Below are 13,306 nucleotides of genomic sequence, written 5' to 3'. Positions count from 1 at the left end.
GAGTCACCATGCGAAACAGAGCCGTGCTGGCTGTGCTTACCTTCGCACTCTGCGTACCTCACGCACAGGCGTCCTCCACATTCCGTTGCGCAAGCAAGCTGGTCAGCCTGCGAGACTCGACAGCCGAGGTCCAGGCCAAATGCGGTGAACCAACGAGCCGTGCACTGACCGGTTATAGGGAGCTGGTAGACGAATATGGTTTTGTCCACGAGGTCCAGATTGAAGAATGGACGTATGGCCCCACCAACGGCATGTATCATTTTTTACGCTTCGAGGGTAATCGCCTCAGCAACATAGATAGCGAACGAGGCTGACCGGCAATAAAAACCCGCTGCAAGCAGCGGGTTCCAGTGTTACCCGAGCGGGTTAATCCACCGCTTTCAGGCCGTCTGCAGAGACGTCCTTGACGCCCTCGATGGTTTTGGCCTTATCGATGGCCATCTCGCGTTGCGCCTCAGTGGCCACAGTTCCAGACAGGGAGACGACACCGTTCTTGGTTTCCACTTCAATCTGCATGCCTGGAGTCGAGTCGCCAGCCAGCAGAGCAGATTTGACCTTGGTCGTGATCCAGGTGTCGGACATTGCCTCGCCCGCTTCGTCTGCGGTGTGCTCAGCGGCGTCCATGGTGTCGCTGGCAGCCAACATCATTGATTGGGGCTCGTCAAACGCTGATGTGGTTTCGGCGAATGCAGCGCCTGCAAGCGGCAAGCTCAAGGCAGTTGCAACGGCAGCAGCAGTAATAGAGGTCTGGATCTTGTTCATGAGTGGTACTCCTGTTTCTCATAGTAGCTGCGGCATAGCCCTACCGCAGGTTCAACTAATAGATGGCAAGCGGCATGCCAAGCGACTGATTTATAAATTCCGTTAAGATTCAAAGACATAAAAACAGGTAGTGCCGCTCTGCCACTAGCACTCTGCATGTTTTTGCTCAAGCGAAGCGTGCAGACTGCAATACATCTCACGTACTCATAGACCTGACTGCATTTCGCCGCGCAAAAAAAAGAGCCCCGAAGGGCTCTTCATGTCGCTGGGACGTTTATGCGCCAGATGCTTCGGCAGCAGCCACATCCTTGATCGACAGCTTGATACGGCCGCGGTTGTCGACGTCCAACACCAGTACCTTCACTTCCTGACCTTCCTTGAGTACGTCGGTGACCTTCTCGACGCGCTGATCGCTCAGCATCGAGATGTGCACCAGACCATCCTTACCCGGCAGGATGTTAACGAAGGCACCGAAGTCGACAATGCGCTCAACCTTGCCGACGTAGATCTTGCCGATCTCAGCCTCGGCAGTGATACCCAGAACGCGCTGCCTGGCCGCCTCGGCCGCTTCCTTGGTTTCGCCGAAGATCTTGATCGAACCATCGTCCTCGATATCGATCGAGGCTTTGGTCTCTTCACAGATGCCGCGAATGGTCGCGCCGCCCTTGCCGATGACATCGCGGATCTTGTCCTGATCGATCTTCATCGCAATCATGGTCGGTGCGTTGGCCGACAGCTCGGTACGCGATTGGCCGATGACCTGGTTCATCTGACCGAGAATATTCAGGCGTGCTTCCAGCGCCTGACCCAGCGCGATTTCCATGATCTCTTCGGTGATGCCCTGGATCTTGATATCCATCTGTAGCGCAGTGACGCCCTTGGCGGTACCGGCGACCTTGAAGTCCATGTCACCCAAGTGATCTTCGTCACCGAGGATGTCGGTCAGTACGGCGAACTTCTCGCCCTCCTTGACCAGACCCATGGCGATACCAGCAACCGGCGCCTTCATCGGCACACCGGCGTCCATCAGTGCGAGGGAGGCACCACAAACCGAAGCCATGGAGCTGGAACCGTTGGACTCGGTGATCTCGGAAACCACGCGAATGGTGTACGGGAACTCGTCAGCGCTCGGCAGCATGGCCGAAACGGAACGACGGGCCAGACGGCCATGACCGATTTCGCGGCGGCCAGTGGCGCCCATGCGACCACATTCGCCCACCGAGTACGGCGGGAAGTTGTAGTGCAGCATGAAGGGATCTTTCTTCTCGCCTTCGAGGGTATCGAGCAACTGCGCGTCACGCGCGGTGCCGAGGGTAGCCACTACCAGGGCCTGGGTTTCACCACGGGTGAACAGTGCCGAGCCGTGGGTCTTGTCCAGCACACCGACTTCGATGTTCAGGCCACGGACAGTGCGAGTGTCGCGACCATCGATACGCGGCTTGCCGTTGACGATGTTCTCGCGCACGGTGCGGTATTCGATTTCGCCGAAGGCTTCTTTGACTTCACTGGCTGAAGGCTGGCCTTCTTCGCCGGAGAACTTGGCAACCACCTGGTCTTTCAGCTCACCCAGGCGCGCATAGCGGTCCTGCTTGATGGTGATGGTGTAAGCCTGCGAAATGGCATCGCCGAACTCGCTGCGAATAGCGCTGAGCAGCTGAGTATTTTCAGCCTTCGGCTGCCAATCCCAGGTCGGCTTGCCCGCTTCGGCAGCCAACTCGGTAACGGCCTGGACTACGGCCTGGAACTCGTCGTGAGCGAAGAGTACGGCGCCCAGCATCTGATCTTCTGTCAGCTCTTTGGCTTCGGATTCGACCATCAGTACGGCATCTTTGGTACCGGCAACAACCATGTCCAGGCTGGAGGCCTTGAGCTGCTCGTAAGTCGGGTTCAACAGGTAGCCGGTTTCCGGATGGAAGGCGACGCGGGCAGCGCCGATCGGACCGTTGAATGGAATGCCGGAAATCGCCAGCGCAGCCGACGTACCGATCATGGCAGCGATGTCCGGATCAGTCTTCTTGCTGGTCGAAACGACAGTGCAGATCACCTGGACTTCGTTCTGGAAGCCTTCGGGAAACAACGGACGGATCGGACGGTCGATCAGACGCGAGGTCAGCGTTTCCTTCTCGGATGGACGGGCTTCACGCTTGAAGAAGCCACCCGGGATCTTGCCGGCTGCGTAGGTCTTTTCCTGGTAGTGGACCGAAAGCGGGAAAAAGCCTTTGCTTGGGTCGGCGGTCTTGGCACCGGTGACGGCGACCAGCACGGTCACATCGTCATCAACGGTGACCAATACGGCACCAGTGGCCTGACGAGCAATTCGGCCAGTCTCGAGGGTAACGGTCGATTGACCGAATTGGAATTTCTTGATTACCGGGTTCACGGTGGTTCCTTCTCTTTGTTGCTTTGGGGGAATCGTTCTCACATCCCGCGGGCACAGCCTCGCGCGGGACATGTCACACAAAATTTGTGGGCAGGGGTGGGAGTCGTCCCTACCGCTGTCCGAAACGTGCGCTTCTGAAAGGCAAAAGCTGGAAGCAGGGCAAACCCCACTTCCAGCTTTGCATTCAGCTTCGCACCAGCATCGCTTAGCGACGCAGACCCAGACGCCCGATCAGGGTGCTGTAACGAGTAGTGTCCTTGCCCTTCAGGTAGTCCAGCAACTTACGACGCTGGTTAACCATACGGATCAGACCACGACGGGAGTGGTGGTCTTTGCCGTTGGCCTTGAAGTGACCTTGCAGCTTGTTGATGTTGGCGGTGAGCAGGGCAACCTGCACTTCCGGGGAACCGGTATCGCCTTCAGCTTGCTTGTACTCGCCAACGATCTGGGCTTTTTCTTCAACGCTAAGTGCCATGATGGGCTCCTTCTATGAACAGGCCGGGATTGCATCCCGTGTTTTAAAAGAGGTGTGACCGTGCCTGCCAACAGCCATCCTCGTAACGCGGCACACCTTCAGGGCGCGCTGCGTATCGGTCACTCGGACCGAATCAGTCGACGCGGCGCAATGCGCCCGTCCTCGCTCACTTCACCGATTCCGATGAAGCGACCATTGTGATCCTGCACCCGCACCATGCCGAATTTCGGCGCTTCCGGTGCGCGTACCGGCTGCCCATGCAGCCAATAAAATGCGCTGTGCTCTGAGAGCTGCAGTAGCGGCCAATGCTCAAGCCCGCTGTCAACCGGCTTCAGAAAGGCATCAACGGCCTCAGCGCCACCTTCTGCATGCACCCGCTCAAGCTCTTCAAGACTGACCGTCTGGCTCAAATCGAACGGTCCGGCCTGAGTTCGTCGCAGTTCGGCCACATGAGCGCCACATCCTAAAGCGTGACCTATATCTTCGACCAAGGTCCGGATATAAGTCCCTTTTGTACAGGCAACAGCCAGACGTGCCCTGTCCGCTTCGAACGACAGCAAATCCAAGCGGGCAATGGTAACAGAACGCGGCTCACGCTCCACTACCTCTCCAGCGCGAGCGAGCTTGTATAGCGGCTGGCCGTCACGCTTGAGTGCCGAGTACATTGGCGGAACCTGCTGCAAGTCGCCACGAAACTGTGGCAATAGGGCCTCAAGCTCCGCTTGGGTTGCCGTTACGGGCTTGCGCTCGATCACCTCGCCCTCGGCATCGGCCGTGGTCGTCGTGACACCGAGCTGGGCAACGGTTTCGTAACCCTTGTCGGCGTCGAGCAGATACTGGGAGAACTTCGTGGCTTCTCCAAAACACAAGGGCAGCACGCCGGTTGCCAGCGGGTCGAGGCTGCCGGTGTGCCCGGCCTTCTCGGCATTGAGCAGCCAGCGGACTTTCTGGAGGGCGGCGTTGGAAGTGAAACCGCGGGGTTTATCGAGAAGAATGATGCCGCTGACAGCTCGGCGTACGCGTTTTACCTGGGCCAATCCTTACTCTCCAAGATCGTCGCTGTGCTTGCGGTCTTCAGCTACCGCTCGCTCGATGAGCGACGTCAGTTCGACACCACGGCGCACGCTGGCGTCATAGTTGAAATGCAGTTGTGGCACGGTACGTAGCTTCATTGCCTTGCCCAGCTGCATACGCAGGAAACCGCTGGCATCGTTGAGGATACGAAGATTGCCCTTGACCGCATCTTCGTCGTCATCCTTGCCCATGACCGTGATGAAAATCTTGGCATGGGACAGATCACGGCTAACTTCGACTGCGGTGATGGTTATCAAACCCAGGCGTGGGTCCTTCACTTCACGTTGAATTAACTGTGCCAATTCACGCTGCATCTGATCGCCGATACGCTGGGTACGGCTGAATTCTTTGGCCATAAAATCTGCCTTGAGCAGCAAGCTGCTAGCCTAAAAAACATTGTGCTGCAAAGGCAAACGGCAAGCCTCAGAGTCGCCCCTGAATGCTTGCCGTCTGTTGCCTAACAGCTGTTGTTACAGCGAACGCGCCACTTCGACTTTCTCGAACACTTCGATCTTGTCGCCAGCCTTGACGTCGTTGTAACTCTTCACCGCGATACCACATTCCATACCGGCGCGGACTTCGGCAACGTCATCTTTGAAGCGACGCAGCGATTCCAGTTCGCCTTCGAAGATGACCACGTCGTCGCGCAGAACACGGATCGGACGATTGCGGTGCACCATGCCTTCGGTGACCATGCAACCAGCCACCGCACCAAACTTCGGTGAGCGGAACACGTCCCGAACCTCTGCAATACCGAGAATGTTCTCGCGAACATCGCTGCCCAGCATGCCGGTCAGGGCCTTTTTAACGTCTTCTATGATGTCGTAGATAACGTTGTAGTAGCGCAGATCCAGACCTTCTTGTTCGACGATCTTGCGCGCACCGGCGTCGGCCCGCACGTTGAAGCCAAACAGAACAGCGTTGGATGCCAGCGCCAGGTTGGCGTCGCTCTCGGTGATACCACCGACACCGCCACCGATCACGCGCACCTGCACCTCATCGTTACCCAGCCCGCTGAGCGAACCCTGCAGTGCTTCCAACGAGCCACGGACGTCGGATTTGAGGACGATATTGAGCGTCTTCTTCTCTTCCTGCCCCATGTTCTCGAAGATGTTTTCCAGCTTGCCGGCATGCGCACGGGCCAGCTTCACTTCGCGGAACTTGCCCTGACGGAACAAGGCGACTTCACGCGCCTTCTTCTCATCAGCCAGAACGCTTAGCTCGTCGCCAGCATCCGGCGTGCCGTCGAGACCGAGAATCTCGACCGGGATCGACGGACCGGCTTCCTTGATCGGCTTGCCGTTCTCGTCGAGCATGGCGCGGATGCGGCCATAGTTGGAGCCAACCAACGCCATGTCGCCCTGACGGAGTGTGCCGTCCTGAACCAGCACGGTGGCAACCGGCCCGCGACCCTTGTCCAGTCGCGACTCGACCACAACGCCGCGCCCCGGAGCAGACGGGGTTGCCGTCAGTTCGAGGATCTCGGCCTGCAGCAGTACCGCTTCGAGCAGATCGTCGACACCAGTACCCATTTTGGCGGATACCGATACGAATGGCGTGTCACCACCCCACTCTTCCGATGTCACTTCGTGAACGGACAACTCGCTGCGAATCCGATCCAGATCAGCGCCAGGCTTGTCGATCTTGTTCACCGCAACCACCAGCGGAACACCGGCAGCCTTGGCATGCTGGATCGCCTCGACGGTCTGCGGCATCACGCCGTCATCGGCCGCTACCACCAGGATGACGATATCGGTCGCCTGGGCACCACGGGCACGCATGGCGGTAAACGCAGCGTGGCCCGGCGTGTCGAGGAAGGTAACCATCCCGCGGTCAGTTTCGACGTGATAGGCGCCGATGTGCTGGGTGATACCGCCCGCTTCGCCAGCAGCCACTTTCGCGCGACGGATATAGTCGAGCAGCGACGTCTTACCGTGGTCGACGTGACCCATGACGGTCACCACCGGCGCACGCGTAATCGCTTCACCTTCGAACTTCAACAGCTCGGCCAATTGCTCTTCCAAGGCATTGTCGCTGACCAGCTTGACCTTGTGGCCCAGCTCTTCAGCGATCAGCTGGGCAGTTTCCTGATCCAGGACCTGGTTGATGGTCACCGGAGTGCCCATCTTGAACATGAACTTGATGACTTCCGCCGCCTTGACCGACATCTGCTGCGCAAGATCGCCCACGGTGATGGTTTCACCGATGGCAACTTCACGAACGATCGGACCGGTTGGGCTCTGGAAGCCATGCGCGTTGCGCTTTTTCAGCTTCGATTTGCCCCGCCCGCCACGACGGAATCCATCGGCGTCGTCTTCGCCGCTGCGTGCAGTGCGAGACAGCGGAGCTTTCGCCTTCAAGGACGGGCGATGCTGAGCCTGCTTGCGATCACGACGCTCATCATCATCGCTACGCGCCTTATCGGGACGACGCGGCTCATCTTTCTTGCGTTCATCGACCGGAGGAGCAACGGGAACAGTGGCCGGAACGGGTTCGGCAGCCACAGCAGCAACCGGTTCAGGGGAAGCGGCCGCAGGCGTTTCGGCCTTTGCTGCTTCAGCCTGACGGCGTGCCTCTTCCTCGGCTTGCAGCCGGGCTTCTTCGGCCGCTTTCTGCCGAGCAGCTTCTTCCGCCGCGCGCTGCTCTTCGAGCTCACGCTGCTTCTCGGCCTCGATTTCGTCAGGGCTACGCTTGACGAACGTCTTCTTCTTGCGCACTTCCACGCTGATGGTCTTGCTGCCACCGACCTTCAGCTTCGTTGTGGTCTTGCGCTGCAAGGTAATCTTGCGCGGCTCGTCCGCCTTGGCACCGTGAGTGCTCTTGAGGTGCGCCAACAGGGCCTGTTTCTCGTTATCGGTCACTACTTGCTCGGCGCTGGTGTGCGACAGTCCTGCCTCACGCATCTGCTGCAGCAGTCGCTCGACCGGTGTGTCGACCACCTGGGCCAGTTCTTTCACCGTGACTTGCGTCATGCATCTCTCTCCTCAGGCCGCTAATTACTTACTCGAACCAATGGGCTCGGGCGGCCATGATCAGCTTGCCGGCACGTTCTTGATCTATGCCGTCTATGTCGAGCAGGTCGTCAATCGACTGCTCGGCCAGGTCTTCGCGGGTAATAACTCCCCGCATTGCCAACTCGACCGCCAGTTCCTTGTTCATGCCTTCCAGCTCGAGCAAATCCTCGGCCGGCTGGGCGTCTGCCAGTTTCTCTTCCGTTGCGATCGCTTTCGTCAGCAGGCGATCCTTGGCGCGGGTTCGCAGCTCATTGACGATGTCTTCGTCGAAGCCTTCAATGCCGAGCATTTCCTCCATTGGGACGTACGCGATCTCTTCGAGTGAAGTGAAACCTTCCTCGACCAGAACCTGTGCCAGCTCTTCATCAACATCCAGCTCTTCGATGAAGCTACGCAGGATGTCGCCGGTTTCTTCTTGCTGCTTGCTCTGGATATCCGCTTCAGTCATTACATTCAGCGTCCAGCCGCTCAACTGGCTGGCAAGCCTCACATTCTGACCGCCACGGCCGATGGCCTGGGCCAGATTGTCTTCGCCGACCGCGATATCCATAGCATGGGCGTCCTCATCGACAATGATGGCGGCCACTTCAGCCGGCGCCATTGCATTGATGACGAACTGCGCAGGGTTTTCATCCCAAAGCACGATATCGACACGCTCGCCGCCAATCTCACCGGATACGGCCTGGACACGAGAACCACGCATCCCGATGCACGCACCTTGCGGATCGATACGCTTGTCCTTAGAACGAACAGCGATCTTGGCGCGCGAGCCTGGATCACGAGAAGCGCCCATTACTTCGATCAGCCCTTCGGCGATCTCCGGCACCTCGATGCGGAACAGCTCGATCAGCATCTGTGGCGCAGTGCGCGACAGAATCAGCTGCGGACCGCGATTTTCGGTACGGATTTCCTTGAGCAGCGCACGTACTCGCGCACCGACACGGAAAGTCTCACGAGCGATGATGTCTTCGCGAGCCAGCAGTGCCTCGGCGTTGTTACCTAAGTCAACGATGACGCTGTCCCGGGTCACCTTCTTGACCGTACCGGAGATGATCTCTCCCAGTCGATCGCGATAGGCCTCGACGACCTGCGCGCGCTCGGCCTCGCGGACCTTCTGCACGATGACCTGCTTGGCGGTTTGCGCGGCAATGCGGCCGAACTCGATCGACTCGATCTTTTCTTCCAAGACGTCACCGACCTTGGCGTCAGCTTCGCTCGCCTGCTTCATGTCGACCGTCAGTTGGTGTGCCGGATCGTCAAAGTCTTCTTCCTCGACTACCGTCCAGCGACGGAACGTCTCGTAGCTACCGTTCTGCCGATTGATCTCAACCCGCAGGTCCACCTCGTCTTCGAAGCGTTTCTTGGTAGCAGTGGCCAGAGCCAGCTCCAATGCCTCAAAGATCACACCGGCCGGTACACCTTTTTCGTTGGATACCGACTCCACAACCAGCAGTACTTCTTTGCTCATCGTACGCCTCGCCTTTCGCAATCCATTGGGGTCCGCGGGATCCGCGATTCACTCAAAACGGGGAATTATGTTGGTCTTGTCGATCATATCGATCGGCAACAGATACTCGTGATCATCAACCAGCACCACTACATCCTGCTCCTCGATCCCCCGGAGAAGACCCTGAAAATTACGCCGACCCTCGAAGGGCGAGCGCAGCTTTATTTTGACCTGTTCACCTACGTGCGCGGCGTACTGTTCAAGCGTGAACAGCGGCCGATCCATACCAGGCGAAGACACTTCAAGCGTGTAATCGGAGCTGATCGGATCTTCGACGTCGAGAATACCGCTGAGTTGACGACTGACCTTTTCACAGTCATCGACAAGAATCCCGTTGGGATGATCGATATAGACCCTCAACAAGGAATGCCGACCCTGTGAAATGAATTCGATACCCCAGCATTGATAGCCGAGCGCCTCGACCACCGGGGCCAACAAGGCCTGCAACTGTTCTAGCTTGCTCGACATCGAAGTCCCTCGTGCATGCCGTAAAAATAAAAAATGGGCGAAACGCCCATCCCTGATGATCGCCTGTAAATGCCGGCGACCTGGCTTGAAGCTAATAAAAAGCCCCTCGACAGGGGCTTTTCATCAACTGGTTGCGGGGGCTGGATTTGAACCAACGACCTTCGGGTTATGAGCCCGACGAGCTACCAGACTGCTCCACCCCGCGTCAAACTGGGCACGAATTATACGACCGCACCAGAAACAGGTCAACCTAAACCCTGAAAACAAGAAAGCCCGCATCTGCGGGCCTGCTTGTTTGGTACCGAGGAGGGGACTCGAACCCCTACAGCCTATGGCCACTACCACCTCAAGGTAGCGTGTCTACCAATTCCACCACCTCGGCAAAAACCTTACTGTTGCTCCTGTATCTGAGGCACTTCATCGGCAGCAGGTGCGGATGGAGCACTTTCCAGAACAGGCACATCATCTACCACGGGCTTGCTGACTGGAACTTCAAGCACCGCCGGATCTGGCAGACCCACCCCAGAGAGCTGGTCGGCCTGGCGGGTAGCGAAGAACGCCAACCCGAGACTTGTCGCGAAAAAAACGCCGGCGAGTATACCAGTAAGTCGACTAAGAAAGGTAGAAGAACCTTGGCTTCCAAACACGGTTGCCGACGCACCCGAACCAAAGGAAGCACCCGCATCAGCTCCTTTACCTTGCTGCAACAAAACCAGCGCAACCACACCAATAGCAACCAGCAGATGCACCACAATCACAACAGTTTGCAACATCTGATCAGTTCCCTGCGGCACGACAGATCGCACCGAAATCATTCGCTTTCAGAGAGGCACCACCGATAAGCCCCCCATCGATATCCGGCATCCCAAAAAGCTCAGCAGAATTTTCCGCCTTTACACTGCCTCCGTACAAGATCCGCACACCTTCAGCGATACGCTGATCCTGACGAGACAATTGCCCTCGAATAGCCGCATGCACCTCTTGAGCCTGCTGTGGCGTCGCCGTCAGCCCGGTGCCTATCGCCCAGACCGGCTCGTAAGCCACAACCGCTCTAGCAAAAGCCTCAACCCCGGCATCAGCCAAAACACAAGCCAGCTGACGCTCAACAATCTCAAGAGTCTGGCCGGCTTGACGCTGTTCCAGCGTCTCCCCCAGACACAGCACAGGCGCCATTCCGCACGCCAATGCCGCTACAAATTTCTTACTCACCACTTCGTCGCTCTCGCCCAGAATCAGACGCCGCTCCGAGTGACCAACCAACACCCAACTCGACCCAGCATCAGCCAGCTGAGAAGCCGACTCCTCACCGGTCAAGGCACCGAACCCGGCGTCCACAGCACAGTCCTGAGCACCTACGGCGATCACACTACCGTCAAGGCCGCTCACCACCTGCATCAGGTGCAAGCTCGATGGAAACACCGCCACCTCTACAGCAGCCGGAATCTCCTGCTGCCGAAGCGCTTCGATCAGCTCTGCGACGCTGGCGCGGGTACCGTTCATCTTCCAGTTACCAGCTACCAGTGGGCGACGCATGCTTTACCTCGTCGGTCAAAGTGGGCGCAGATGGTACTCAACGAAAACACACATGGCAAGCAGCAATCACACACAAACTTCGGTAACCGCATTTGCCAGTTCCTCGGCGTAACGCCGAACCTGTGTTTCATCGTCGCCTTCAACCATTACACGCACCAACGGCTCAGTCCCCGACTTGCGCAACAGCACCCGACCGCGACCCGCCATTCTCTCGGTGACGCTGTCACAGACCGCCTGAACCTGAGGGTGAGCTATCGGATCTCGGTCACCAGCGAAACGCACATTGATCAGGACCTGCGGGCACTTGCTCCAGGCCAGTCGCTCCTGCGCAAGGTTCTGCCCGCGACGCCTTAGTGCGAGCACGACCTGTAGCGCGGCAATGATTGCATCGCCCGTCGTGACATGCTGCGCACAGACAATATGCCCCGAATTCTCTCCGCCGAGCACCCAGTCGCGATCGAGCATTTCCGCCATCACGTAGCGGTCACCCACCTTAGCGCGAACGAAGGGGATATCACGCGCCTTCAGCGCCAGCTCGAGCCCGAGGTTGCTCATCAGTGTACCAACCACACCTCCCGCCAGCCGATCACGATCCTGCAGGTCGGTAGCGATGATGTAGAGCAGCTCGTCACCGTCGACTTGAGCACCAGTGTGGTCGACCATCATCACACGGTCGCCGTCACCGTCGAAGGCGATACCGAGGTCCGCGCCATTCTCGACAACCGCCCTCTGCAGCTGACCCACGTGGGTCGATCCGACATCCGCATTGATATTCAGCCCGTCAGGCTGAGCGGCGATCACCACCACCTCCGCCCCAAGCTCGCGAAAAACGCTGGGAGCCACCTTGTAAGTGGCCCCATGAGCACAATCGAGCACGATCTTCATACCGGAGAAATCGGTACTGGTCGGCACACTGCTCTTACAGAACTCGATGTAACGGCCGGCCGCATCGTTGATTCGCGACGCCTTACCGAGTTGCGCCGATTCCACGACGGTCATCGGGGTATCGAGCAGCTCCTCGATCATCAGCTCTACCTCATCCGGAAGTTTCGTGCCCCGCCCGGAGAAGAACTTGATGCCGTTGTCATGATGTGGATTGTGCGAGGCGCTAATCACGATGCCTGCATCCGCGTGAAAGGTACGGGTCAGGTAAGCGACGGCTGGCGTTGGCATGGGGCCGAGCAGCAACACATCGGCGCCTGCGGCCGATAGCCCGGCCTGCAAAGCGGATTCAAACATATAGCCAGAGATGCGAGTGTCCTTTCCGATCAGAATGCGGCACTTGCCATGCTTGCGAAACGCCATTCCAGCCGCCCACCCAAGCTTGAGCATGAAGTCCGGCGTAATCGGAAATTGACCGACATGACCACGAATGCCGTCGGTTCCAAAATACTTTCTACCCATGAAAAATTCCCTATTCTGCCGTCTGCACTGCGGCAATCATTCGAACCACATCAACCGTTTCAGCGACGTCGTGCACACGCAGAATGCACGCACCCTTGGCGACCGCCAACGCCGCAAGCGCGAGGCTGCCATATAGCCGGTGTGCCACGTCGCGCTGCAAAGTTTGGCCGATCATACTCTTGCGAGAAACCCCAACAAGCAGCGGTCGCCCCAGCACATGGAGCTGTTCCAGCCTGTTGAACAGGGTCAGGTTATGAGAGAGGGTCTTGGCGAAACCAAACCCCGGATCGAGGACAATCCGATCACCAGTGATGCCCGCAGCAGCGCATATTTCCATGCGCTCTCGCAGGAAGCTCACGACTTCGCGGGTGACATCCTCGTAGTGAGGATCGCGCTGCATGTCGCCAGGTTCACCCCGCATATGCATCAGGCAGACCGGCAGCCCACTGTCTGCGGCCGCATCCAACGCTCCATCGCGAGACAGCGAACGGACGTCATTGATCAACCCGGCTCCGAGCCGCGCCGACTCGCGAATAACTGCAGGTGTCGAGGTGTCTACGGAGATAATCACGTCGAGCTCGCGAGCAATCACCTCAACCACAGGCGCAACGCGCTCAAGCTCTTCGATTGGCGAAACAACGCGCGCACCAGGGCGAGTCGACTCCCCTCCAACGTCAATCAACGTCGCA

General features: G+C 58.1%; 13 protein-coding genes and 2 tRNA genes. 1 reads left to right on the top strand and 14 read right to left on the bottom strand.

Annotated features, from left to right (window positions below):
* The first annotated feature begins 8 nt into the window (after window positions 1-8).
* Window positions 9-314, top strand: coding sequence for a DUF2845 domain-containing protein (locus PSTU_RS0116345; RefSeq protein ID WP_019342086.1), 306 nt, complete (start codon window positions 9-11; stop codon window positions 312-314).
* A 52-nt stretch (window positions 315-366) separates the two neighbouring features.
* On the opposite strand, the gene PSTU_RS0116340 is transcribed toward PSTU_RS0116345, so the two are convergent.
* The 14 genes from PSTU_RS0116340 to folP all read right to left on the bottom strand — a co-directional run.
* Complete coding sequence (locus tag PSTU_RS0116340) at window positions 367-762, bottom strand: BON domain-containing protein (RefSeq protein WP_019342085.1); 396 nt, start codon at window positions 760-762, stop codon at window positions 367-369.
* Window positions 763-1,036: 274 nt separating this feature from the next.
* Complete coding sequence (gene pnp / locus PSTU_RS0116335) at window positions 1,037-3,142, bottom strand: polyribonucleotide nucleotidyltransferase (RefSeq protein WP_019342084.1); 2,106 nt, start codon at window positions 3,140-3,142, stop codon at window positions 1,037-1,039.
* 205 nt (window positions 3,143-3,347) lie between these two features.
* Complete coding sequence (rpsO, locus tag PSTU_RS0116330) at window positions 3,348-3,617, bottom strand: 30S ribosomal protein S15 (protein WP_019342083.1); 270 nt, start codon at window positions 3,615-3,617, stop codon at window positions 3,348-3,350.
* Between the two features lie 119 nt (window positions 3,618-3,736).
* Complete coding sequence (truB, locus tag PSTU_RS0116325; protein ID WP_019342082.1) at window positions 3,737-4,654, bottom strand: tRNA pseudouridine(55) synthase TruB; 918 nt, start codon at window positions 4,652-4,654, stop codon at window positions 3,737-3,739.
* A gap of 3 nt (window positions 4,655-4,657) precedes the next feature.
* Window positions 4,658-5,047 carry a 30S ribosome-binding factor RbfA gene (gene rbfA / locus PSTU_RS0116320; protein ID WP_019342081.1) on the bottom strand — a complete coding sequence of 130 codons (390 nt, stop codon included), beginning with the start codon at window positions 5,045-5,047 and terminating at the stop codon, window positions 4,658-4,660.
* A gap of 114 nt (window positions 5,048-5,161) precedes the next feature.
* Complete coding sequence (gene infB, locus PSTU_RS0116315) at window positions 5,162-7,663, bottom strand: translation initiation factor IF-2 (protein WP_019342080.1); 2,502 nt, start codon at window positions 7,661-7,663, stop codon at window positions 5,162-5,164.
* Between the two features lie 28 nt (window positions 7,664-7,691).
* Window positions 7,692-9,173 (bottom strand): transcription termination factor NusA, encoded by a 1,482-nt coding sequence (gene nusA, locus PSTU_RS0116310; protein WP_019342079.1) that lies wholly within the window; start codon window positions 9,171-9,173, stop codon window positions 7,692-7,694.
* 48 nt (window positions 9,174-9,221) lie between these two features.
* Complete coding sequence (gene rimP, locus PSTU_RS0116305; protein WP_019342078.1) at window positions 9,222-9,680, bottom strand: ribosome maturation factor RimP; 459 nt, start codon at window positions 9,678-9,680, stop codon at window positions 9,222-9,224.
* Window positions 9,681-9,808: 128 nt separating this feature from the next.
* A tRNA-Met gene (locus PSTU_RS0116300) sits at window positions 9,809-9,885 on the bottom strand.
* Window positions 9,886-9,976: 91 nt separating this feature from the next.
* Window positions 9,977-10,062 (bottom strand) — tRNA-Leu (locus tag PSTU_RS0116295).
* Between the two features lie 7 nt (window positions 10,063-10,069).
* Complete coding sequence (gene secG, locus PSTU_RS0116290) at window positions 10,070-10,453, bottom strand: preprotein translocase subunit SecG (RefSeq protein WP_019342077.1); 384 nt, start codon at window positions 10,451-10,453, stop codon at window positions 10,070-10,072.
* A 4-nt stretch (window positions 10,454-10,457) separates the two neighbouring features.
* Window positions 10,458-11,213, bottom strand: coding sequence for a triose-phosphate isomerase (tpiA, locus tag PSTU_RS0116285; protein ID WP_019342076.1), 756 nt, complete (start codon window positions 11,211-11,213; stop codon window positions 10,458-10,460).
* 66 nt (window positions 11,214-11,279) lie between these two features.
* Window positions 11,280-12,617 carry a phosphoglucosamine mutase gene (gene glmM / locus PSTU_RS0116280; protein WP_019342075.1) on the bottom strand — a complete coding sequence of 446 codons (1,338 nt, stop codon included), beginning with the start codon at window positions 12,615-12,617 and terminating at the stop codon, window positions 11,280-11,282.
* A gap of 10 nt (window positions 12,618-12,627) precedes the next feature.
* On the bottom strand, window positions 12,628-13,306 hold a 679-nt coding region (gene folP, locus PSTU_RS0116275), incomplete at its 5' end, for a dihydropteroate synthase (protein ID WP_019342074.1).

Origin of the sequence: Stutzerimonas stutzeri SDM-LAC (genome assembly GCF_000235745.1) — a bacterium.
GTDB lineage: Bacteria > Pseudomonadota > Gammaproteobacteria > Pseudomonadales > Pseudomonadaceae > Stutzerimonas > Stutzerimonas stutzeri_H.
This window is presented reverse-complemented; position numbering and strand designations above follow the sequence as displayed.

Coding starts and splice junctions, on each gene's coding strand:
- PSTU_RS0116345 (WP_019342086.1), top strand. CDS start 9: ATGCGAAACAGAGCCGTGCTGGCTGTGCTTACCTTCGCACTCTGCGTA.
- PSTU_RS0116340 (WP_019342085.1), bottom strand. CDS start 762: ATGAACAAGATCCAGACCTCTATTACTGCTGCTGCCGTTGCAACTGCC.
- rpsO (WP_019342083.1), bottom strand. CDS start 3,617: ATGGCACTTAGCGTTGAAGAAAAAGCCCAGATCGTTGGCGAGTACAAG.
- rbfA (WP_019342081.1), bottom strand. CDS start 5,047: ATGGCCAAAGAATTCAGCCGTACCCAGCGTATCGGCGATCAGATGCAG.
- infB (WP_019342080.1), bottom strand. CDS start 7,663: ATGACGCAAGTCACGGTGAAAGAACTGGCCCAGGTGGTCGACACACCG.
- nusA (WP_019342079.1), bottom strand. CDS start 9,173: ATGAGCAAAGAAGTACTGCTGGTTGTGGAGTCGGTATCCAACGAAAAA.
- rimP (WP_019342078.1), bottom strand. CDS start 9,680: ATGTCGAGCAAGCTAGAACAGTTGCAGGCCTTGTTGGCCCCGGTGGTC.
- secG (WP_019342077.1), bottom strand. CDS start 10,453: ATGTTGCAAACTGTTGTGATTGTGGTGCATCTGCTGGTTGCTATTGGT.
- tpiA (WP_019342076.1), bottom strand. CDS start 11,213: ATGCGTCGCCCACTGGTAGCTGGTAACTGGAAGATGAACGGTACCCGC.
- glmM (WP_019342075.1), bottom strand. CDS start 12,617: ATGGGTAGAAAGTATTTTGGAACCGACGGCATTCGTGGTCATGTCGGT.